General features: G+C 52.9%; 20 protein-coding genes. 13 read left to right on the forward strand and 7 right to left on the reverse strand.

The window, feature by feature from the left end:
• Nucleotide 1: 1 nt before the first annotated feature.
• Both petA and petC read right to left on the reverse strand, forming a co-directional pair.
• The gene (gene petA / locus RHJ80_RS05985; protein ID WP_149817480.1) at nucleotides 2-937 is read right to left on the reverse strand and encodes a cytochrome f; all 936 of its coding nucleotides are present in this window, start codon (nucleotides 935-937) and stop codon (nucleotides 2-4) included.
• A gap of 19 nt (nucleotides 938-956) precedes the next feature.
• Nucleotides 957-1,499, reverse strand: a complete 543-nt coding sequence (petC, locus tag RHJ80_RS05990; RefSeq protein ID WP_149817478.1) for a cytochrome b6-f complex iron-sulfur subunit — start codon at nucleotides 1,497-1,499, stop codon at nucleotides 957-959.
• 114 nt (nucleotides 1,500-1,613) lie between these two features.
• Here petC and RHJ80_RS05995 point away from each other — a divergent pair, with 114 nt between their 5' ends.
• From RHJ80_RS05995 to RHJ80_RS06010, 4 genes are all read left to right on the forward strand, one after another.
• Complete coding sequence (locus RHJ80_RS05995; protein ID WP_149817476.1) at nucleotides 1,614-1,934, forward strand: DUF3067 family protein; 321 nt, start codon at nucleotides 1,614-1,616, stop codon at nucleotides 1,932-1,934.
• Between the two features lie 229 nt (nucleotides 1,935-2,163).
• Nucleotides 2,164-2,649: an allophycocyanin subunit alpha gene (apcA, locus tag RHJ80_RS06000; RefSeq protein ID WP_149817474.1), complete on the forward strand. Its 486-nt coding sequence runs from the start codon at nucleotides 2,164-2,166 to the stop codon at nucleotides 2,647-2,649.
• Nucleotides 2,650-2,708: 59 nt separating this feature from the next.
• Nucleotides 2,709-3,194, forward strand: a complete 486-nt coding sequence (gene apcB / locus RHJ80_RS06005; RefSeq protein ID WP_149817471.1) for an allophycocyanin subunit beta — start codon at nucleotides 2,709-2,711, stop codon at nucleotides 3,192-3,194.
• A gap of 142 nt (nucleotides 3,195-3,336) precedes the next feature.
• Nucleotides 3,337-3,540: a phycobilisome linker polypeptide gene (locus tag RHJ80_RS06010; protein ID WP_011056799.1), complete on the forward strand. Its 204-nt coding sequence runs from the start codon at nucleotides 3,337-3,339 to the stop codon at nucleotides 3,538-3,540.
• 143 nt (nucleotides 3,541-3,683) lie between these two features.
• Here RHJ80_RS06010 and RHJ80_RS06015 read toward each other — a convergent pair whose 3' ends face one another.
• A complete protein-coding gene (locus RHJ80_RS06015) occupies nucleotides 3,684-4,019 on the reverse strand; it encodes a carbon dioxide-concentrating mechanism protein CcmK (protein WP_024125880.1) in 336 nt (111 codons plus the stop codon).
• A gap of 195 nt (nucleotides 4,020-4,214) precedes the next feature.
• A complete protein-coding gene (gene tatC, locus RHJ80_RS06020) occupies nucleotides 4,215-5,033 on the reverse strand; it encodes a twin-arginine translocase subunit TatC (RefSeq protein WP_225901674.1) in 819 nt (272 codons plus the stop codon).
• Nucleotides 5,034-5,345: 312 nt separating this feature from the next.
• On the opposite strand from tatC, the gene mfd reads away from it, so the two are divergent.
• The gene (gene mfd, locus RHJ80_RS06025) at nucleotides 5,346-8,774 is read left to right on the forward strand and encodes a transcription-repair coupling factor (RefSeq protein ID WP_310801657.1); all 3,429 of its coding nucleotides are present in this window, start codon (nucleotides 5,346-5,348) and stop codon (nucleotides 8,772-8,774) included.
• On the opposite strand, the gene rfbD is transcribed toward mfd, so the two are convergent.
• A complete protein-coding gene (gene rfbD / locus RHJ80_RS06030; protein ID WP_310801658.1) occupies nucleotides 8,771-9,664 on the reverse strand; it encodes a dTDP-4-dehydrorhamnose reductase in 894 nt (297 codons plus the stop codon). The genes mfd and rfbD overlap by 4 nt on opposite strands.
• A gap of 62 nt (nucleotides 9,665-9,726) precedes the next feature.
• On the opposite strand from rfbD, the gene RHJ80_RS06035 reads away from it, so the two are divergent.
• Nucleotides 9,727-11,661 carry an AarF/ABC1/UbiB kinase family protein gene (locus RHJ80_RS06035; RefSeq protein WP_206201486.1) on the forward strand — a complete coding sequence of 645 codons (1,935 nt, stop codon included), beginning with the start codon at nucleotides 9,727-9,729 and terminating at the stop codon, nucleotides 11,659-11,661.
• Here the strand turns inward: RHJ80_RS06035 and RHJ80_RS06040 are convergent.
• A complete protein-coding gene (locus RHJ80_RS06040) occupies nucleotides 11,597-12,727 on the reverse strand; it encodes a hypothetical protein (protein WP_310801659.1) in 1,131 nt (376 codons plus the stop codon). The two genes, RHJ80_RS06035 and RHJ80_RS06040, sit on opposite strands and share 65 nt — an antisense overlap.
• A 101-nt stretch (nucleotides 12,728-12,828) precedes the next feature.
• On the opposite strand from RHJ80_RS06040, the gene RHJ80_RS06045 reads away from it, so the two are divergent.
• From RHJ80_RS06045 to RHJ80_RS06070, 6 genes are all read left to right on the forward strand, one after another.
• The gene (locus RHJ80_RS06045; protein WP_310801660.1) at nucleotides 12,829-15,015 is read left to right on the forward strand and encodes an argonaute PAZ domain-containing protein; all 2,187 of its coding nucleotides are present in this window, start codon (nucleotides 12,829-12,831) and stop codon (nucleotides 15,013-15,015) included.
• Nucleotides 15,016-15,425: 410 nt separating this feature from the next.
• Nucleotides 15,426-15,734 (forward strand): carbon dioxide-concentrating mechanism protein CcmK, encoded by a 309-nt coding sequence (locus RHJ80_RS06050; protein ID WP_011056791.1) that lies wholly within the window; start codon nucleotides 15,426-15,428, stop codon nucleotides 15,732-15,734.
• 96 nt (nucleotides 15,735-15,830) lie between these two features.
• Complete coding sequence (locus tag RHJ80_RS06055) at nucleotides 15,831-16,172, forward strand: carbon dioxide-concentrating mechanism protein CcmK (protein ID WP_011056790.1); 342 nt, start codon at nucleotides 15,831-15,833, stop codon at nucleotides 16,170-16,172.
• Complete coding sequence (locus tag RHJ80_RS06060) at nucleotides 16,172-16,471, forward strand: EutN/CcmL family microcompartment protein (RefSeq protein WP_149817455.1); 300 nt, start codon at nucleotides 16,172-16,174, stop codon at nucleotides 16,469-16,471. The genes RHJ80_RS06055 and RHJ80_RS06060 overlap by 1 nt, the downstream gene beginning before the upstream one ends.
• 18 nt (nucleotides 16,472-16,489) lie before the next feature.
• Nucleotides 16,490-18,448: a ribulose bisphosphate carboxylase small subunit gene (locus tag RHJ80_RS06065; protein ID WP_310801661.1), complete on the forward strand. Its 1,959-nt coding sequence runs from the start codon at nucleotides 16,490-16,492 to the stop codon at nucleotides 18,446-18,448.
• 21 nt (nucleotides 18,449-18,469) lie between these two features.
• Entirely contained in the window at nucleotides 18,470-19,132 is a 663-nt protein-coding gene (locus RHJ80_RS06070; protein ID WP_310801662.1) for a hypothetical protein, read from the forward strand.
• Here the strand turns inward: RHJ80_RS06070 and rlmD are convergent.
• Nucleotides 19,115-20,464: a 23S rRNA (uracil(1939)-C(5))-methyltransferase RlmD gene (gene rlmD / locus RHJ80_RS06075; RefSeq protein WP_310743523.1), complete on the reverse strand. Its 1,350-nt coding sequence runs from the start codon at nucleotides 20,462-20,464 to the stop codon at nucleotides 19,115-19,117. The two genes, RHJ80_RS06070 and rlmD, sit on opposite strands and share 18 nt — an antisense overlap.
• Nucleotides 20,465-20,593: 129 nt before the next feature.
• On the opposite strand from rlmD, the gene RHJ80_RS06080 reads away from it, so the two are divergent.
• Nucleotides 20,594-21,118 carry an alpha/beta hydrolase gene (locus tag RHJ80_RS06080; RefSeq protein WP_310801663.1) on the forward strand — a complete coding sequence of 175 codons (525 nt, stop codon included), beginning with the start codon at nucleotides 20,594-20,596 and terminating at the stop codon, nucleotides 21,116-21,118.
• The last annotated feature ends 189 nt before the right edge of the window (nucleotides 21,119-21,307 follow it).

Consider the following 21,307-nt stretch of genomic DNA (forward strand, 5'->3'; position numbering starts at 1 on the left):
CCTAGAGACTCATCTCGGCGGCTTGCACTTTCTCGACCTGTTTCTTCTTCAGAACCAGCAGAATCTGCGAGAGGGTGATGGCGGCAAAGAAGACCAACAGCCACTTAATGCGGTTGGGATCCTGCAGGACAATTTCCGTATCCTTTTGCCCAAAACCACCCACATTGGGATTGTTGGTGAGGGCTTCACCCGCTGCCACCGTTTGGCCTTCACTGACAATGAGGTCAGGGCCAGCGGGAATGGTCTCTGTCACTGCTTCACCACTCTCGGGGGTGATCACCACCGCAGTACTGCCATCGGGGTTAGCGGTAATACTGGTAATCGTGCCCGCGATCGGTGCAGTAAAGACGTTATTGTTGCTCTTTTCACCATTGGGATAGACTTGGCCGCGACCGCGGTTGCCCCCAGCGTGAACGGAGTATTTACCGAAGTGGATCGATTTATCCGTGGCAGGGTTGGGGGCGAGGACGGGGAAAACAATTTCCTGATACTGCTCACCCGGTAAGGGCCCCACCAGAATAATGTTTTGCTTGTCCTCACTGTAGGGCTGGTAGTAAATGCCGCTGGTTTTGGCTTGTAACTCCTCGGGAATGCGATCGGGAGGAGCAATTTTGAAACCCTCGGGCAGCATGAGAACTGCACCGACGTTCAGACCGCCCTTAGAGCCATCCCCCAACACCTGTTGCACACGGGTGTCGTAGGGAATTTTCACCACGGCTTCAAAAACGGAATCGGGGGTGACGGCTTGGGGCACTTCCACTTGGGTGGGTTTGGCGGCGAGGTGACAGTTGGCACAGACAATTCGCCCGGTCGCTTCGCGAGGACTGTCATAGCCCTGCTGCGCATAAAATGGATAGGCCTGTGCTTGCGGTGACCAAAGAAGCACACTGGCGGCAAGGGCGATCGCCAGCGTCAACGATTTGAAAAAGCGTTTCATACCACTCCCTAATTTCTTTTTACGTCCACCAAGGTTCTTTGCCCGTGCGGAAATCGGTTTCCGTCCAAGGGGTAAACACCAGTTTGTCATCTTCGGTAACCGTGGCATTCACCAGTGCCAAGGAGAGGGGAGCAGGGCCACGCACCACTTTACCCGTGCTGTCGTATTGAGAGCCGTGGCAGGGGCAAATGAACTTGTTTTCACTGACATTCCAAGGCACCACGCAGCCAAGGTGAGTGCAGACGGCATTCAAGCCGTAATTGGCAATTTGGTGATCCTCAGTAACAATCACGTAGGTGGGATCCCCTTTAATCCCTTGAGCAAGGGAGCGATCGCCCGGCAGGTGCTTCGTCAGGTAGTCGGAAACCTTAATATCGTTGCCTAATGCATCCTTGGCAACTACACCACCACCCGTGCCGCCACTGGAGGGCGGAATGAAATACTTGACGACAGGGTACAGAGCGCCCAACGCTGTACCGGTAATGGTACCAAACGTCAGCAGGTTCATAAACTGTCGCCGCCCCATATCGGGCACATCAGACATTCCAGAAACTTGAGCCATGGTTTACGCTTATTTACTAAGGAATCGAAACGAACAGCCGTAAAATAATTACGTTTGTTAACTATTATCACACTGTCCGAGCCGTCCTAGCCGCAAGGGCTGAAATTCTTGCCAATGCTGACGCCCCTCACTGGTGATGAACTCCATGCCTTGCTCCTGCGCAAATGGGGGCGCTCCTTTGACCTTCAGTTTCGCCGCGTGGGCGATCGCATCTTTTTGCAAGTGATGTGGCGTTACCTCGAGCAGGCCTCCTATCCCGATACGCCTGAAGATTATGCCGCCCACCTTGGGGCGATCGCCCAGCACCTCAATGACTGGGGCTGTGCCCAGCAAGTTTGCACCTTTATTGAGACCACCCGTGAGAAACCCCGCCTCGGCAAAGCGGTGAATATTCCCCTCAACCTTGGCACCCGCATTATCGAATGGCTGGAATAGCTGCCCTTAGCAGATTTTTGAAAAAATGTTAAGAATGTTAAAAAGGATTGCGATGATGTGGGAGATGTCCCCCCTATGCCTGAGAATGTTTGCGGAAGGTTACGTCAGCCCGTCGGGTCCATCGCCGTACCTATCTCTCCTACAGGAGTGCGGTGAATCGTAACATTCCAATGGCAAATGCCACATTATCAAGACCCTTGTTTTACAATTCCAACTTTGGAGGAACTCAATGAGCGTCGTCACGAAATCGATCGTGAATGCAGATGCCGAGGCCCGTTACCTCAGCCCCGGTGAACTGGATCGCATTAAAAGCTTTGTCAGCACCGGCGAGCGCCGTCTGCGCATTGCCCAAACCCTGACCGAAAACCGCGAGCGGATTGTCAAGCAAGCGGGCGATCAACTCTTCCAAAAACGGCCTGATGTGGTCTCCCCCGGTGGCAATGCCTACGGTGAAGAAATGACCGCCACCTGCCTGCGTGACCTCGACTACTACCTGCGGCTTGTGACCTACGGTATTGTTGCGGGTGATGTCACCCCCATCGAAGAAATTGGTTTGGTGGGTGTGCGTGAAATGTACAACTCCCTCGGCACCCCCATTCCTGCCGTGGCCGAAGGGATCCGCGCCATGAAGAACGTCGCTTCCTCGCTGCTGTCTGCAGAAGATGCCGCTGAAGCCGGTTCTTACTTTGACTTCGTGATTGGCGCCATGCAGTAGGTCGCCTCAGCATCCTTCATTGATCCATCATCCAAATCAGTTTTTGAGGAAAAAGAACTATGCAAGACGCGATTACCGCTGTCATCAACGCCTCTGACGTGCAAGGCAAATACCTCGACACCGCCGCCATGGAGAAGCTGAAAGCTTACTTCGCAACTGGCGAACTGCGGGTGCGTGCTGCGACCGTGATCAGCGCCAATGCCGCCAATATCGTCAAAGAAGCAGTGGCCAAATCTCTGCTCTACTCTGACATCACCCGTCCCGGTGGCAACATGTACACCACCCGTCGCTATGCGGCCTGTATCCGCGACCTCGACTACTACCTGCGCTATGCCACCTATGCCATGCTGGCTGGGGATCCTTCCATCCTCGATGAGCGGGTGCTCAATGGGTTGAAAGAAACCTACAACTCCTTGGGTGTGCCCATCGCTGCCACTGTGCAAGCCATCCAAGCCATGAAAGAAGTCACCGCCAGCTTGGTGGGTGCCGATGCCGGCAAAGAAATGGGCATCTACTTTGACTACATCTGCTCTGGCTTAAGCTAAGTACAGCTCTCCAGTCGCACATCTGTCTGGGAGTTAGGGGTTAGAGTGTCAGCCTGTCATGGCAATTGTGCTTAAACAGTCTGAGTCTGGCCTTTAGCTCCCAGACGTGTAATCACCCCACACAGATTTGGAGTCCCATCCCATGCGCATGTTCAAAATTACCGCCTGTGTGCCGAGTCAAACCCGTATTCGCACCCAGCGCGAACTGCAAAACACCTATTTCACAAAACTGGTGCCCTACGAAAACTGGTTCCGCGAGCAACAACGCATCCAAAAAATGGGTGGCAAAATTGTGAAAGTGGAACTGTTTACGGGTAAGCCGGGGGTCAACACTGGTCTAGCCTAGGTACCCCTCTAAAACTGTTTCCTAGCGATTTTGAGGCTTCACTGTTGAGATAGTTGATTGGGGGGTGCTCCCTTCTGAGGCAATTATCTGGGCGGTGGAGCTTTGCTCATTAGAGAAGCTTTAGAGAACTTTTCCCAAGGCTGCTAAACGAGAAAACGCTCCCAGCCATCGCCATATTGGAACCGCATTTTCGGGAAAACGGCCTCTAAATTCTCGTGGGGGCGCGGGATCACCGTTGACGACAGATAGAGCGTTTTTTCCTTAGGACTTTGAGCTGGAATTTTCTTGGCGGCTTCCACACCCGCTGCAACCGCAATTTGCACTTCAGAAACGTCGCCGCGCACAATAATCGTCAGGCGAGCACCACTGACCACTTCATAGCCCACAAGGGTAACACGCGCCGCTTTCACCATGACATCGGCAACGGCTAAGGCAGGGGGATGACCCAGTACTTCTACCATCCCAAGGGCAATGGGCATGAAGACCGCTCCTAAACACAAAAATTTGTTAAAGTAATGCCATTCTTGCGATCGCGAAGGGATGCACTAATTTGGCAACATCAGCATATCATCTCTATTGAGAGCCTTGATAAGTTCGAGGGGCGATCGCGATAATTGATTTTTATCGCCAAAATCATCTTTTCTGATTGAGTCTTTTTTGAGGGTATTGCAAGTTTAAGCCTCAGAACGCCCCACCCCCATCAGCTTGGCCAAGCCAATCCCCGTAAAGTAGAGGGCAAGCAGAGCACCCGCCAACAGTCCTTGAGTAATCGGATCAATGGAGGGGGTCAAAACCGCTGCCACGGCTACGGCAATAATCACCACGTAGCGCCATTGGCTGAGCATTTGCGGGATGGAAACAATGCCGAGGGCAATGAGTACCAACTGGAGAATCGGGACTTGGAAGGCGAGGCCGGTGGCAAGGAGCAATAGCAAAATAAAATCCACATAGCGATCGATCGACCACAGTTGCTCAACCACATCTGCCCCATAGTTAATGAAAAAGCCAAGGGCTGCGGGTGCCAAGAGGGTATAGGCAAAGGCCAAACCGGCAATAAAGAGAATGGATGAACCAAAAACCACCGGTGCCAGCAAGCGTTGCTCACGTCGTGTCAATCCCGGCAGGATAAAACGGATGGCTTGGTAGAGAATCATCGGCGTCGCTAGGAGGATGCCACTGTAGGCCGCCGCTTTACAGGAGACAAAAAAGTACTCCCCCGGACTTAGTTGCAGGAATTTCGCACCATGGGCTGGTTTTTCAAGGAACTGAATGATCCAGCGGACTTGGGTAAAGCAAAGAACAATGGTGACAGCAACAGTGCCGAGGACAACAAAGAGCCGCTGTCGCAACTCCTCAAGGTGATCCCAGAGGGACATTTCCACTTCATTAGGCAGTTCATCCTCAGGGTCAATGGGGTCGCTTGCCTCAAGGGTGCTGTCAACAATCGCTGAGGATTCTGGAGCCGGACTCTCAATATCGGGCGATCGCGTCATTCAATCTCTGCAATTCCTACTCTTTCACAATTATGAAGGAAGTGCCCACGGGGTTCCACCCTCTCTTCAGCAGTGATGTAGCTCTTTTTACAGGGATGGCACACACTGAAAACAGCCAAAGCGGCTACCAAACAGGAGCATCCCCCCTTCTTTACCCCCTAATTGTCGAAAAGCGCTTTAGCTAGAGTTTTCTGAATCCTTGTCCTGCTTTTTACAATGATAGGAGAGCGTAAGAATTATAATGCGTTAGCGCTGCCCCAAGGGGTCGCAATTCAATTCTGAAGTCTTGATCACCTGCACTGACACTCGTCTATGTCCTTAATGGCAATTCCCCGCAGTTGGGGTAAGCTGCCGCTGACGGCTGAACTGCTCAGCAAATTACAACACCAACGGGAACTGGTCCTCACGGGGATGCCCCGCCTTGTCAAGGGCTTTGTGGCCACCACATTGGCGCAGCAGAGTCAGCAATCGCTGTGTGTGATTACTTCCACCTTAGAGGAGGGGGGACGCTGGGCGGCGCAATTGGAACTCATGGGTTGGGAGGCGGTGCTCTTTTACCCGACATCGGAGGCCTCTCCCTATGACCCCTTTGACTTGGAAGCGGAGATGGTCTGGGGGCAACTGCAAGTTCTAGTCGAGAGCGATCGCCCCAATATTGCAATTGTCACCACGGAACGGGCACTGCAACCCCATTTACCCCCACCAGAGCAGTTTCGTGCCGCCTGTCTAACTTTAGAGGTGGGTCAAGAGCACTCCCTAGGGGAAGTGGCCACCGCCTTGGCAGCCCTTGGTTATGAGCGGGTTTCTCTCGTGGAAACGGAAGGCCAGTGGAGTCGGCGCGGCGACATTGTGGATATTTTCCCCGTCTCGGCGGAGCTACCGGTGCGCTTGCAGTGGTTTGGCGATGAGATTGAGTCCATTCGCGAGTTTGATCCGGCCAGTCAACGCTCCCTACACACCGAGGGCGATCGCCTTGATGCCCTTGCGCAGGTAACCCTGACGCCCATTAGTTTTACTCCCCTGATTGCCCAAGCCCTGCGGGCAGCAGATCACGCCCATCTCATTTCAGAGGATCAAGAGGGATTGCGGCGCTATCTGGGGGTGGCTTTTCCGCAACCGGCTTCGCTCTTGGATTATTTGCCTGCCCAAACCCTCATTGCCGTGGATGAGCCGCCCCTCTGTGCTGCCCATGGCGATCGCTGGTATGAGCACAGTCAAGCCTACTGGCAAAGCCTTGAAACGCCACCCCCCCCCATTCATCGTCCGTGGTCAGCCAGTGCCCAAGCCCTCGAGCGGTTTCAACGGGTGCACCTCTACGAACTGGCCAGTGAGGGACTCGGTCTCAATTTATCAGCACGGGCGGTTCCAGCCATTCCCCACCAATTTGGTCGCTTGGCGGCAACCCTGCGGGAGGAACGGGACAAGGGGTACACCGTGTGGTTGGTCTCTGCGCAGCCGAGTCGCTCTGTAGCCCTGTTGCAGGAGCATGATTGCCCCGCCCAGTTTGTGCCCAATCCCAAGGACTTTCCGGCCATTGATAAGCTGCAACAGCAGCGACTGCCCATTGCCTTGAAGGCCAGTGGTCTAGCGGAAATTAGTGGCTTTATTTTGCCTACGTTCCGCACGGTGCTGGTGAGCGATCGCGAGTTCTTTGGCCAGCACAACCTAGTCAACCTTGGCTATGTGCGCAAACGCCGCCGCGCTGCTGCCAAACAGGTGGATCTCAACAAGCTTCAGCCAGGGGACTACGTCGTCCATCGCCAACACGGCATTGGTCAGTTCCTGCGCCTAGAAACGCTAACGATTAACAACGAAACCCGCGAGTATCTCGCCCTGCAATATGCCGATGGCATTCTCCGCGTTGCTGCCGATCAACTCAACAGCCTCTCCCGCTACCGCAAACAGAGCGATGGCGTTCCCCAACTCAATAAGTTAACGGGCAACACTTGGGAACGTACCAAAGCCCGGGTGCGCAAGGCCATTAAAAAAGTAGCGGTGGATCTGCTGCAACTCTATGCTCAACGTGCCCAACAACAGGGCTTTGCCTTCCCTCCAGATACACCGTGGCAGCAGGAAATGGAGGACTCGTTTCCCTATCAGCCCACTCCGGATCAACTCAAGGCCATCCAAGAGGTCAAGGCCGATATGGAGAGCGATCGCCCCATGGATCGGCTGGTCTGCGGTGATGTTGGCTTTGGCAAAACCGAAGTGGCCATTCGTGCTATTTTCAAAGCCGTGATGGCAGGCAAACAGGTGGCCGTTCTTGCCCCGACGACAATCCTAACGCAGCAGCATTACCACACCCTCAAGGAACGCTTTGCCCCCTATCCGATTCAAGTGGGGCTGCTCAACCGTTTCCGCACCGAGAGTGAGCGGCAAGAGATCCTGCAAAAGCTGAAAACGGGCGAAATGGATGTTGTCGTGGGCACCCATCAACTCCTGAGCAAAACCGTTAAATTTCGGGACTTGGGGCTACTGGTGGTGGATGAGGAACAACGCTTTGGCGTCAACCAAAAGGAGAAAATCAAAGCCCTCAAAATCCAAGTGGATGTGCTCACCCTCAGTGCAACGCCAATTCCCCGCACCCTCTATATGGCCCTGTCGGGGGTTCGGGAGATGAGCCTGATCACCACACCACCCCCCTCGCGGCGCCCGATTCAAACCCACCTTGCCCCCTATGACCCAGAAACGGTGCGCAGTGCGATTCGCCAAGAACTGGATCGAGGCGGTCAAGTCTTCTATGTCGTGCCGCGGGTTGAGGGAATTGAGGAGGTAGCGGCAAAGCTGCAAGGGATGGTGCCCAGTGCTCGTATTCTCATTGCCCACGGTCAGATGGCAGAAGGAGAACTGGAATCCACGATGCTTGGCTTTAGCAATGGTGAAGCCAATATTCTGGTGTGTACGACCATCATTGAGTCCGGCTTGGATATTCCCCGCGTCAATACGATTTTGGTGGAGGATGCGCAGCGGTTTGGCTTGGCACAGCTTTATCAACTGCGGGGTCGGGTTGGCCGAGCGGGCATTCAAGCCCATGCGTGGTTATTTTACCCCCGCCAAGAGGTGCTGACTGAAGCGGCACGCCAACGATTGCGGGCAATTCAGGAGTTTACCCAACTGGGATCGGGCTACCAACTGGCAATGCGAGACATGGAAATTCGCGGTGTGGGCAATCTCCTAGGGGCGGAGCAGCACGGTCAACTGGACAGTGTTGGCTTTGATTTGTACGTGGAACTGCTCGAGGAGGCGATCGCTGAAATTCGTGGCCAAGAGATTCCCACCGTTGACGATACCCAAGTGGATCTCAATGTCACTGCCTTTATTCCCGCCGACTATATGCCCGATTTGGAACAAAAGATGGCCGCCTACCGTGCGGTGTCCGCTGCAACGACAAAAGAAGACTTGATGCAATTGGCGGCAGAGTGGAGCGATCGCTATGGGGCATTGCCCAAATCAGTTCAGCAACTGCTGCGGGTTGTGGAACTCAAACAACTGGCACGGCAGTGTGGCATTAGTCGCATTCGTCCCGAAGGGAAGCAGCACGTCATCCTTGAAACCCCGATGGCGGAGCCAGCATGGAAACTGCTCCTAGAGCAACTGCCCACACATCTCCAAAATCGGTTTGTCTATAGTCAGGGCAAAATTACCGTGCGGGGTCTAGGGACGCAACCGGTGGAGAAACAACTGGCGCAACTCATCGACTGGTTCAGCCAAATGAAAACAACCGTTGCGACAACCCCCTAAAGCACGGATTGCGGATCTAGTTGGTCTAAAAGGGGCTGAAGAACCGCTTCCCAAGGGGGGAGGGGAGTCCCCAAAACCGCCTCCAACTTCTCGCAGTTGAGGGTGGAAAAGACAGGCCGCTTGGCCGGTGTCGGATACTCACTGCTGGGAATCGCCTCTAGGGTGGCAGTTGCATAGCCCTTGGCACGCAGGTGATCAAAAATTTTTACCGCAAAGCCATACCAACTGGTACTGCCGCGGGGCGTCAGGTGATAGAGACCGCTCAAGGAGGGATCCGCCTGCCAGCGTTCCAGCAGTTGATAGGTGACTTGGGCAATGAAGGGGGCAGCCGTGGGCGTACCGATTTGATCGGCAACGACCCGAACCACAGGACGGGTTTGGGCAAGGCGAACCATGGTGCGCAAAAAGTTCTTGCCCCGCAGGTCATACACCCAACTGGTGCGCAAGATCAGGTGGGCGGGGTGATGGGTGGCGATCGCCTGCTCTCCTAGCCACTTACTATAGCCATAGGCATTGAGGGGGGCAGTGGCATCCGTTTCGCGATAGGGTCGCGACTGCGTACCAGCAAACACATAATCCGTCGAGTAGTGAATCAACAGCCCTCCCAAAGAGGCCATCGTTTCTGCCAAAAGACCCACAGCTGTGCCATTAATCCGTTGTGCCCGTTCCGGTTCCTGTTCCGCCTGATCCACGGCAGTATAGGCCGCCGCATTGATGACCACATCGGGGCAAAGGGTTTTTACTAGGTTGGGAATGGCCTCTAAATCTTCCAAGTCCAGTGTTACGGCAGTGCCTTGGCGAGCAATGGGAATGACTTCTACCCCTTGGGGAGCCTGCTGCACCAATTGCCAGCCCACCTGCCCCGTTGCCCCCAAAATCACTAGCCGCATTTTCCGCCCTCCCTGATGATGAACTGATTGTTAAAATACTTTAAGAGTTTGCGCGACTGCCCATGAATACGGCAATTGTCCCCAGTGATTCCGCGCCCCAAGAGATTGCGATCGCGGCTGAAACCCTTCCCAATGATCCGGAGACCTTTCAACCCTATGATCCCGTGGCCATTGGTGCCTACTACCGGCAGCGACCTTTACTGGTCTTCAGTCGCTGGTTGCGGATTCTCTGGCCAGTGTTTTGGCTGCTCTTTAACCGTTGGTGGGACAGGGTCACAGGCCAAAGTAAACAAAATCAACACCAGCGAGCGATCGCCCTGCGGGAAACCCTCACCCGCCTTGGACCAGCCTATATCAAAGTGGGGCAAGCCCTCTCCACTCGTCCGGATCTCTTGCCAGCGGTCTATTTGGAAGAATTAACAAAACTCCAAGATCAGTTGCCACCCTTCCCCAATGAAGTGGCCTTTCAGTTTATTGAGGAGGAACTGGGCGCCCCCCCCAGTGAGCTTTTTGCTGAACTGAGTGATCATCCCATTGCGGCTGCCTCCTTGGGACAGGTGTACCGGGGCAAACTCCACAGTGGCGAAGAGGTGGCCGTCAAAGTCCAGCGTCCCGGCTTGGCAGAAAGTATCACCTTGGACATTTACATTCTGCGGGGGGTGGCCTATTGGGCAAAACGCCTGATCAAGGAGATTCGCAGTGATTTAGTGGCCATTCTCGATGAATTTGCTGGTCGCCTCTTTGAGGAAATGGATTATACCCAAGAGGGACGGAATGCCGAACGCTTTGCCCGTCTCTATGGCCACCTCACCGATGTCTATATTCCCAAGATTTACTGGAATTATACGCGGCGGCGGGTGCTCACCATGGAGTGGGTGACGGGGGTCAAACTCAACCAACCGCAGCAAATTCAAGCCTTGGGGATTGATCCGCGCTACATGGTGTATGTGGGAGTGCAGTGCTCCCTGCGGCAGTTGCTCGAACATGGGTTTTTCCATGCTGATCCCCATCCAGGGAATCTGCTGGCCATGCCTAGCGGCAAATTGGCCTATCTCGACTTTGGCATGATGAGTGAGATTGCGCCAGAGCAGCGCTATGGCTTGCTGAATGCCATTGTCCACATTGTTAACCGTGAGTACGAAAGCCTTGCCTACGACTATGTTCATTTAGGGTTCCTAACCCCCGATACAGATCTGGAACCGATTATTCCGGCGCTGGCCTTGGTCTTTGAGGATGCCTTGGGGGCGAGTGTCTCGGAACTAAATATCCAACGCATTTTCGATCGCCTGTCAGAGGTGATGTACGAGTATCCCTTTCAGGTGCCTGCCTATTATGCCTTGATCGTGCGATCGCTCCTGACCATGGAAGGGATTGCCATGGGCGTTGACCCCAACTTTAAGGTACTCAGTGCCGCCTATCCTTACATTGCCAAACGACTGCTCACGGATCCTGCCCCAGAGCTGCGCACAAGTCTCACGAACCTGCTCCTCAAGGATGGTCAATTTCGCTGGACGCGCCTAGAAAATCTGCTGCGCAATGCCCGCGAGAGCCGTGACTATGACTTTAATGTGGTGCTGGAGCAGGCTTTAGATTTTCTCTTTTCGGAGCGGGGAGCGGAGTATCGCGATCGCCTAGCGGATGAAATTGTCAAGAGCCTTGACACGTGGGCACGGACAACCATAGGGCAATGGAACTTGGTGCAACTCTTACCCCTCGTCACCCGTCCCGTACCAGCAACGGCAAGTTCTAATATCGTCAGTGAAGCCAATGCCCTAGAGCATTTGCGTCGCATTTTCAGCATTTTGCAGGATACCCCCGGCTTTGACTGGGGCAAAGTCATCCCTGCAATTCTGCGGATTATTGTGCGCCCAGAGGTACAGCAAATGGGTCAGCGTATTGTCAACGGCCTCCTGCAACGGGCGATCGCCCGCTTTATTCGGGAGATGTTGCTGGCGGACTCGCAGCCGGCGCTTCAGACGACGAGTTTGTCTCGCTAGGTTCTGGGGATACGGGCGGTGGTGCTTCTTCAGTGGGGGTGGGTGCTGGTGAGGCTTCACTCGCAGGGGATGGTCTAGCCTCTGGTTTTGGTGTTGGTGGTAGCGTTGCCGGTGCTGGCATGGCAGGCTGTGGTCTTGGGGTGGCAGCAGGTTGCTGACCTCGGCACACTTCGGGGCGATACTCAAAAGCAAAGGTGAGCGCTAGGGCTTGGTACTGCCCTGTGGCCTCAAAGGATTGCTGACGTACCCGTTCTAGGGCGGCTTGATCGAGGAGTACAGAACCACTGCTGCGAATAATCTGGGGATTGCGGGTGAGCAAACCCGTTTCTGGGGCGGCATTGGCAGGCAGCAATTGCCCTTGGGGAGTGACCACCACCGCAACGGTTGTTTCCCCCTGCAGGCGATCGCCACAGGCCTCTTGGGGATAAAAGTCCGTGATCCGCTGGGCTAAATTCACTTGTAGATTCGTCGTATTGAGGGTCAATCGCGTTTGATTAAACCACCGCGATAACGCTGCTGCCGCTTCGCCTTCTGTGGTTGCTAGGGGTTCTTCAGGGGTGGGTTCAGGCGTAGGCGTCGGTGAGACGAGTTCCGGCGCAACGGCCACCTCTTCATTCGGGGTTGTCGGGATAACGGGTAAGGGGCGGGCGGGCGGGGGCAATTGCCATAGCGGCGGCAAAGGTTGCAGCGGTACTGGATTGGGTAGGGGCGGCAGTTCCGTCAGCGGCGGCAAGGGGGGCAGGGGTGCCAAGGGGGCAAAGGAAAGAGGGGGTGGCTCAATGCCTGTAAACGGTAGAGGCGGTGGTGCGGTCGTGGCAAGGGGCGGCAGTTCCGTGGGCAAGAGCGGTTCAATCGAAGGTAAATCCGCTTCGAGTTCCGGAGAAAGGCTGACCAAGGGCACCAGTTGATCACTGGCCAACTCTGGCGGTGTGGGTTCGGGCACCCGCACAAAGGAAAGAATCACAGCGTGCAGCAGAATTGAACTAGCGATCGCCACCCGTGTTGGCTCCCACACCGGCCACTGGGAAACCCTTTGCCAAATGGGTTGCATTGGTAGCCGCAGCACCCCAGATCCTCCACACCGATATTCATGACAATTGTATCTCAGCTGCTTAAATTTGTAACAAGACTTGCTATAATCATCCACATTTGCATTCTCTGTGAATCATGTTCGCCCAATTTCCAGAAGTTGAAGTTATACTCAATCGTTTTTTTGTGAAAAATCTGACTCAACAGGATCTCAGATTTTATGAATACCAATGCCAATTTACTCAAGTGCCAGAAGAAGGTAGCGAGCAAAAAGCCCTTTCCAGCATTTGCTACAAACTAGGTGTAACCGCTGTTCGACTAGGGAGACACATTATTACAAGGCAGCCTATTGATACTAGTAGGAGGCAAACTCAGGATTGGCAGTTACAAGAAATAGAATGTAGAGATCTGAGTTGTCAAAAAGATCACGAAAGGCAGGCACTGGAATCCTTTGAACGCAAAATCCTAGAGTGCAAATTAAAAGAAAAATTTAACAAAACCAGAATTGAAAAAGATTACGAAGTCGGATTGATTTGGTGGATTCCTGCTGAAGAAGGGGTAGAAAAAAGGGGGGATGGCTGGGAAGTACATAGAGGTAGAGCAATCAACGTTAGAATTGAGCCAGATGGAAAATTATACTTGGAAATTGATATTCATCATCGCTTTTATACTCCATTTACACTTGAATGGTGGCTCAACGAATACCCCGATATTCAGATCAAGTACGTCAGAAATACTTATGAAGATAAAAAAGTTTGGATTCTTGAAGATTTTTCGAATAAAAGTCCAAATGACGTAGAAATAAAAGAACTCGGAATCAGTTTAGCGGATTACCACCGTCGAAAGGGTGCATCTGAAGAAGAAATAAATGAATCACGTGTTGTAATTGTTAGAAAAACTAGTGACTATAAAGCTAAGCCAGTATATCATCTATCTCAAAGACTATCACCAGTTCTCACAGTGGAAATTTTAGCACAAATTGCTGAACAAGGCAGAGAAAAAAGTGAAATTCAAGGTGTGTTTGACTGCATTAGGAAAAACATTAACCTGCGTTTGTCGGAATCCCAAAAAACAGCCGAACTCATTTTCAAACACATCTATAATCTTAGTTGTCAACCAGAGCCGATCAAAGTTAACGGGTTTGTCATGCCTCGCGCAAAACTATTAGCTCGCAATAATAAAGAAATTGACAAAACAGCTAAAATTAGCTCCTTTGGCTGTGCAAAAATTGGTGAAAAGAAATTTGGTTGCCTTAATCTTTCTGATGATAAAACTGAATATCCAGAAGAAGTACGAAAATGCTTACTGGAAATAGCGAAAAATAGTGGCACCCAGATACAAATAGACTCCTATTTTACCAAAAGCGAATACCCGGAAGGTTATCTGGCTCAACAAAGATTCTGGCAGCAATGGGCTGCTCAAGAAATTAAAACTGTCTTAGTGGTGATGCCTTGGTCACCCAATGAAGAAAAACAGAAATTGCGAAATCAAGCATTAAAAGCAGGTATAGCAACTCAGTTTATAGTGCCAGTTAATGTAAATAATTATAAATCTCTCAATGTTTGCCTAGGGCTGTTGTGTAAAGCCAAGTGGCAGCCTGTCTATCTAAAACCATTAGATCATCCTGAAGCTGCTGACTTGGTTATCGGTTTTGACACAGGTACAAATGGAAGACTGTACTATGGCACTTCTGCTTTTGCAGTTTTAGCCAATGGTCAAAGCTTGGGTTGGGAGTTACCACATGTGCAACGGGGAGAAACTATCTCTGGCCAAGCAATTTGGCAAGTTGTGTCTAAGCTAGTGCTTAAATTCCAAGACAATTGTCATTCCTACCCTAAAAAGATACTACTGATGCGTGATGGCCTTATTCAAAAAGGGGAATTTGAGCAAACAATCGAAGAACTAAATAAAAAAGATATTGCTGTCGATATTCTCAGTGTCCGTAAAAGTGGCTCAGGCAGAATGGGACGTGAGATTTGTTCAACTGATAGCAAAGTAACCTATCAGGACGCTGCAGTGGGTACTGTTGTCTTGTTCGAGGAAACGAACTCATTTATTTTACAAAGTAGCGAGGAGGCAAGCAAGAAAAAATATGGAGGCAGTGCTAGACCGTTGCGCGTTGTGCACACCCATGGCAAGACCCCTTTAGAACTACTGGCTTTACAGACCTATCATTTGACTCAATTGCATCCTGCTAGCGGATTTTGCTCTTCTCGACTGCCTTGGGTACTGCACCTCGCCGATAAAAGTAGCAAAGAGTTTCAGCGCATCGGTCAAATCAGCGTTTTACAGAATATTGATCGAGAAAAGTTAATTGCTGTTTGATGGAACAATAGATTTTAATCTAGCAAAATACAGGAAAACATTGAAATACCTTATGCAGTCTGCCCAAACGCCGGCAGAACCCTCTTAATCAAGCAATCAGTCTATGAGAAGATGACTGGTTTTAGATAAAATTCTATGGGTTAACCGATTCGTATTGACTTGTCTTGGGTTGAAAGGGGTGTCAAGGGCTTAGAATTAGATTTGATAATATGAGAAACTAGAAAAGATTATCAATCATTATATTGTCAAAAGAAACCCCTCACCCTATGCTTGTTTTAGAGATAAAAAGACGGTGATTAACGTCACGATAACAATCGGCTATCCCGTCATTATTTTCTGTAGCGATCGCTCTGATTGCAACTCTAGCTTTTGTACTGCTTACCCTTATTCTAATTTAGGAGAGCTTACTCATGCCAATTGCTGTGGGAATGATTGAAACGCGCGGATTCCCCGCCGTCGTCGAAGCAGCAGACGCAATGGTAAAAGCCGCTCGGGTCACCCTAGTGGGCTACGAAAAAATTGGGAGTGGTCGGGTCACCGTGATTGTGCGGGGTGATGTCTCCGAAGTGCAAGCCTCAGTAGCTGCTGGGGTTGATTCTGCCAAACGTGTCAATGGCGGCGAGGTACTGTCCACGCACATCATTGCTCGTCCCCACGAAAACCTTGAGTACGTATTGCCCATTCGCTATACCGAGGCAGTGGAGCAATTCCGAAACTAAGGGGTTGAGCAGTTGGGTGGAGTTTTCAGTTGCATCGCTTATCGATCCTCTGGTTCTTTTAGTTCTTTAGTTGTTTGACGTTTAGGAGTTATTACAATGGCAATTGCCGTCGGTATGATTGAAACCCTTGGTTTCCCTGCAGTGGTGGAAGCCGCAGACGCAATGGTGAAAGCCGCTCGCGTTACCTTAGTGGGCTACGAGAAAATCGGCAGTGGTCGGGTGACCGTGATTGTCCGTGGTGATGTGTCTGAAGTGCAGGCTTCGGTGGCGGCGGGGGTCGAAAACGTGAAGCGTGTGAATGGGGGTCAAGTGCTCTCCACCCACATCATTGCTCGTCCCCACGAAAACCTCGAATACGTCCTGCCCATTCGCTACACCGAAGCGGTGGAACAATTCCGCGAAAGCGTTAGCGGTATCCGCCCGATGGGTCGCCCATAGTGAAAATCGCGCGAGTGTGCGGCACCGTTACCAGTACTCAAAAAGAAGACACCTTAACGGGAGTCAAGTTTCTCGTCTTGCAATATTTGGGTGAGGACGGCGAATTTTTACCCGACTACGAAGTGGCTGCGGATACGGTGGGTGCAGGACAGGATGAGTGGGTATTGGTAAGCCGAGGCAGTGCCGCCCGCTGTATTATCAATGGCACCGACAAACCCATTGACGCAGCCGTTGTCGCCATTATTGACACCGTAAGTCGGGATAATTATTTGCTCTACAGCAAACGTACCCAGTATTAGCATTGGAGACTTCTCCCTATGGCGGTTCAAAGCTATGCGGCACCTCCGACGCCGTGGTCTAGGGATTTAGCGGAGCCAGAGATTGCCCCCACGGCTTACGTCCACTCCTTTAGTAACCTCATCGGCGATGTCCGCATCAAAGATTATGTTCACATCGCACCCGGCACGTCCATTCGTGCCGATGAAGGAACGCCCTTCCACATTGGCTCCCGCACCAACATCCAAGATGGCGTTGTCATCCACGGCCTCCAGCAGGGACGGGTGATTGGCGATGATGGCCAAGAGTATTCTGTCTGGATTGGTGATAATGCCTCAATTACCCACATGGCCTTGATCCATGGCCCTGCCTACATTGGCGATGGCTGTTTCATTGGCTTTCGTTCGACGGTCTTTAATGCTCGGATTGGCGCGGGCTGTGTGGTGATGATGCATGTCCTCATTCAGGATGTGGAGATTCCACCGGGAAAATATGTGCCTTCAGGAATGGTGATCACGACGCAGCAGCAAGCCGATCGCCTGCCGAATGTGGAAGAGTCGGATATTCACTTTGCCCAGCACGTGGTTGGCATCAATGAAGCACTGCTATCGGGGTACCACTGTGCTGAGAATATTGCCTGTATTGCCCCGATTCGGAATGAACTCCAGCGTCAAGAAGACCCACCCATCCTACACGTTGAAACGCTCACCGGGGAAAAGAACACTATGACCGCAGATTATGGGACTCATGTCCGCCAATTGTTGCAGCAGGGATACCAAATCAGCTTGGAATATGCCGATGCGCGGCGGTATCGTACGAGCTCTTGGCAGAGTTGCCCGACGTTGACGGGACGGCAGGAGTCTCAAGTGATGGCGGCGATCGCCCAACTCCTCAAGGAACACGAGGGTGAGTATGTACGCCTGATCGGCGTCGATCCCAAAGCCAAGCGTCGCGTTTTCGAGGAAATTATTCAACGCCCCGGTCAAGCACCTGTGGCCAGTACCAGTCCCTATCGTCCCAGCGCAACCGTGAGTGCAGCCCCAGTGGGTTCCCTCGATCCTTCCGTTGTGGCTCAGGTGCGGCAGTTGCTCCAGCAGGGCTATCAAATTGGCACAGAGCACGCTGATGCCCGCCGCTATCGCACCAGCTCTTGGACCAGTTGTGCTCCGATTCAAGCAAAGCAGGAACGGGAAGTGCTCGCCGCCCTTGAAGCCTGCCTCCAAGAACATGCAGGGGAATATGTGCGCTTGATTGGTATTGATCAAAAGCAAAAGCGGCGCGTCCTTGAGCAAATTATTCAGCGGCCCGATGGCGCGGTGGCGATCGCCACAAAAGCAGCAACCCCAGCGGCTACTAGCCCTGTCTCCGTCAGTTCGGCCAGCAATGAAACCGTTCTCAGCGCCGATCTCCTGAACCAAATTCAAGACCTGTTGCGCCAAGGCTGCCAAGTCACCACCGAGTATGCCGACCAGCGTCGCTTCCGTACCAGTTCTTGGCAAAGCGGCATCAAAATTACCTCAGCGCAGCAGCTCAATGACCTCAGGGCCTTCCTTGCCGAGCACCAGCGGGACTATGTCCGCCTCGTAGGTGTCAATCCCCAAGCCAAACAGCGGGTACTGGAAACGATTATTCACCGCCCCAATGGTAAAGCCGCCAGCAATGGCAGTAGCACCCGTGGTCAAGGGTTCGCACCGCGCCCAACCGCCTCTAGTCAAGGAAGCACTAGCAGCCACAACCTCAGTCAAGAGGTCGTCGAACAAGTACGGCAACTGCTACAACAGGGCTATACCCTCGGCCTAGAACACGTGGATGCCCGTCGCTACCGCACCAACTCTTGGCAAAGTGGCCCCCGCATTGAGGCCAAAAATCTCAATGAAGCCCTTGCTGCGATTCAGGCTTGCCTCCAAGAATACAGTGGCGAGTACGTGCGGCTGATTGGCATTAATCCTGCCGGTAGGCAGCGGGTGGCCGAAATCCTGCTCCAACAGGCTGCTAAGTAGCCCTCCCTGTGAGGTGCCCCAATGCCCCTGCCGCCTTTAGCCCTGCCCCCTTCACCTGCGGTTCGCATTGTTGGTGATGTGGTGGTGGATCCCCAAGCCGTTTTGGCACCCGGGGTGTTGCTTTGGGCAGAAGCAGGGGCTTCAATTCGCATTGCCGCAGGTGTCTGTATTGGTATGGGCAGCGTCATTCATGCCCACGGCGGCACCATTGAAATTGGCGAAGGGGTCAACATTGGCGCGGGCGTGCTGCTGATTGGGGCAGTGACCGTTGAACCCCATGCCTGTATTGGCGCCAGTACCACCGTGATGCAAACAACGATTCCGGCTGGTGCTGTGGTGGCCGCTGGTTCGCTTCTTGGTGATAGTAGTCGCCGTTGGCAGCCCCCCACAGAAACGAGTCCCCCCCAAGAGAGTGTCGTTTCCTCTGAGGATCCTTGGCAAGAGCCATCAACAACTGCCGATACTGCAGAGAATTCCACGCCAGAGCAGCAGGAGTCTACAGCCTCTCCCTCTAGCCCTCAGGAAAGTCCAACCGCCGCGCCACCAGAGACAAGCACTTCGCCAACACCTAAGACCAGCGTGGTCTATGGCCAAGCCTACGTTAGCAAGATGTTTGCCAAAATGTTTCGCGTAGAGCCAATCCAACCCACTGGGGAGAATCCTGCCCTAGGAAGTAGTCAGTAAAGCAACCGTTTCTACATGGGCTGTTTGCGGAAACATATCGAGGGGCTGAATTTTGGTTAGTTGATAGGCACCGGTAGCGCAGAGGTGAGCCAAATCCCGTGCCAAGGTGGCAGGGTGACAACTGACATAGAGAATGCGCGGCGGACGGTGGCGGAGAATCGCCTCAAGAACGGGGCGATCGCACCCTTTGCGCGGTGGATCAAGAATTAGCACATCCACAGCCTGATCGGACTGGGGTAGCCACTCTTCTGCTCTGGCGCAGAGAAAGCGAGCATTGTTAATACCATTGTGCTGGGCGTTGGCGATCGCCTGTTGTACCGAAGCAGGATGCACTTCCACACCAATCACTTCAGCGACAGCGCCGGCAAGGGGTAGGCTCAGTGTCCCGACTCCACAGTAGAGATCCAGCAGTCGTTCGTGACCCGTTGGGGCAATCCACTCTCGCAGGGTGCTAACCAGTTGCTCCGCTTGCGCCGTGTTGACTTGAAAAAAGGTGGTCGAAGCAATCTGAAACCTCACCCCTGCCATCTCTTCCCAAAGGTACGATCGCCCCGCCAATACCTGGGTCTCGTCACCAAAGATGCGATTGCCCACTTGATGATTGAAGTTGACACAGACCCCCACCACCCCTTGAAACTGCTGTAACCAACCTTCTGCCTCTGCCTGCAAGCCAGCGGGTAATGCCCCCGCGAGCACGAGGGTAATGAGCTGCTCCCCGGTACGCTGACCAATGCGCAAGCCCAAGTGGCGCAACCCCGGTTCATGGGTCTGCTCGTTGTATATCGGCCAAGGTTGTAACGCTTGCTTCAGGGCAGCCAAGAGCGGATTGAAGCGCGGATCTTGCACGGGACATTGATTCAGGTTCACTAGGTGATGGGAGCCTTTTTGGTAATAGCCCGCAACCACGGTACCATGGCGGCGACCGAGGGGGTACGTCACTTTATTGCGATAGCCAAAGCGGTTAGGGGCAGCCACAATGGGCAGAAAGGTTTGCGGCTCTAGATGAGCAATGCGGGCGATCGCGTCCTTCACCAGTTGTTCTTTGGCCGCCAATTGCGCCCCATAGGCCACACACTGCCACTGACAGCCGCCACACTTATCAGCGACAATACAGCTTGGCCGCACCCGCTGTTCTGAGGGCTGCACCACCTCCAAGACCTTGCCGTGGGCATATTGCCGCTTGACATGGGTCAGTCGCACCCGCAGGCGATCGCCCGGAACCGTATCCGCCACAAAGACCACCCGATCCTGCCAGCGTCCTACCCCCTCCCCCGTGTGGTTCAAGGAGTCAATTGTTAGCTCAATGGTGGCGCCCTGCTGCCAAACGCTCATCAATTTACGTCTAAGCCTACTAAACGTTAGGGATAAGTTAAGGAGAGCCAGCAAGCTCTATTTTCGCTGCTATACTGCTAGCGGTGCAATCCGACGTTTGTACTGAAGTGATTTTGGAGTCGATCCCCTATGCTGAAGCGTCTTTCGCCTTGGTTACTGGCACTGGCACTACCCGTGGGTGCCCTTTTCACCACCCCTGCCAAAGCAGCTAACTTTGTCTCCCTCACCTATGGTCCTTTTCAGCGCTCCTTCCCGATGTCGGAGCTAGAGGAATTTGTGTCCACTCAAGAAGCTACGGGAGAATTGCGAGCATTGATGCGGATGGTTTCCAAAGATGACCAAGCCAAGCTCCTTGAATTCTTGGGTATGCGGCTGCCCTTTAATGTTGTGCAAACCAATAAAATTTTGAGTAGTCCCATTGGCAAAGATTTACTCAAACAATTTTCTCAGGTCACGATTCGCCGCGATAAAGCCGGTGAAGTGGCTCTCCGTGGTGCCATGCTCACTGCCGCTGCTTCTTCGGAAGGGTTGAGCATGATGTCGTTTTTGAAAAACTATCCTGCTGAAACCATCAACCTTGATTTGCGCAAGCTCAACCAAATGCTCAAGAAACAAGATGGCATTATGAGCATGCTCGGGAAACTGCGCCCATAGTGCTAGACGATTGACGAAGAGTTAAAATTAACGATTCCAGTGCAGGGGCAAAGAGGCTCCTGCATTTTTTAGCAATCTACCAAAATTCGCCGTAGTACTCCGTCTATACCGCAAAGCGGTTAGGTGGTGGTGAGGCGGCGGGCGACCGCAGGGAGCAGTCACTCAATCTCAGCTTGTTGCTGGACATAT

This window comes from Thermosynechococcus sp. QS41, assembly GCF_031583515.1.
Taxonomy (GTDB): Bacteria; Cyanobacteriota; Cyanobacteriia; order Thermosynechococcales; family Thermosynechococcaceae; genus Thermosynechococcus.

Coding starts and splice junctions, on each gene's coding strand:
- mfd (WP_310801657.1), top strand. CDS start 5,346: ATGTCCTTAATGGCAATTCCCCGCAGTTGGGGTAAGCTGCCGCTGACG.
- petC (WP_149817478.1), bottom strand. CDS start 1,499: ATGGCTCAAGTTTCTGGAATGTCTGATGTGCCCGATATGGGGCGGCGA.
- RHJ80_RS06070 (WP_310801662.1), top strand. CDS start 18,470: ATGCCCCTGCCGCCTTTAGCCCTGCCCCCTTCACCTGCGGTTCGCATT.
- RHJ80_RS06065 (WP_310801661.1), top strand. CDS start 16,490: ATGGCGGTTCAAAGCTATGCGGCACCTCCGACGCCGTGGTCTAGGGAT.
- tatC (WP_225901674.1), bottom strand. CDS start 5,033: ATGACGCGATCGCCCGATATTGAGAGTCCGGCTCCAGAATCCTCAGCG.
- RHJ80_RS05995 (WP_149817476.1), top strand. CDS start 1,614: ATGCTGACGCCCCTCACTGGTGATGAACTCCATGCCTTGCTCCTGCGC.
- rlmD (WP_310743523.1), bottom strand. CDS start 20,464: ATGAGCGTTTGGCAGCAGGGCGCCACCATTGAGCTAACAATTGACTCC.
- petA (WP_149817480.1), bottom strand. CDS start 937: ATGAAACGCTTTTTCAAATCGTTGACGCTGGCGATCGCCCTTGCCGCC.
- RHJ80_RS06050 (WP_011056791.1), top strand. CDS start 15,426: ATGCCAATTGCTGTGGGAATGATTGAAACGCGCGGATTCCCCGCCGTC.
- RHJ80_RS06055 (WP_011056790.1), top strand. CDS start 15,831: ATGGCAATTGCCGTCGGTATGATTGAAACCCTTGGTTTCCCTGCAGTG.
- RHJ80_RS06035 (WP_206201486.1), top strand. CDS start 9,727: ATGAATACGGCAATTGTCCCCAGTGATTCCGCGCCCCAAGAGATTGCG.
- apcA (WP_149817474.1), top strand. CDS start 2,164: ATGAGCGTCGTCACGAAATCGATCGTGAATGCAGATGCCGAGGCCCGT.
- rfbD (WP_310801658.1), bottom strand. CDS start 9,664: ATGCGGCTAGTGATTTTGGGGGCAACGGGGCAGGTGGGCTGGCAATTG.
- RHJ80_RS06010 (WP_011056799.1), top strand. CDS start 3,337: ATGCGCATGTTCAAAATTACCGCCTGTGTGCCGAGTCAAACCCGTATT.
- RHJ80_RS06080 (WP_310801663.1), top strand. CDS start 20,594: ATGCTGAAGCGTCTTTCGCCTTGGTTACTGGCACTGGCACTACCCGTG.
- apcB (WP_149817471.1), top strand. CDS start 2,709: ATGCAAGACGCGATTACCGCTGTCATCAACGCCTCTGACGTGCAAGGC.
- RHJ80_RS06045 (WP_310801660.1), top strand. CDS start 12,829: ATGTTCGCCCAATTTCCAGAAGTTGAAGTTATACTCAATCGTTTTTTT.
- RHJ80_RS06015 (WP_024125880.1), bottom strand. CDS start 4,019: ATGCCCATTGCCCTTGGGATGGTAGAAGTACTGGGTCATCCCCCTGCC.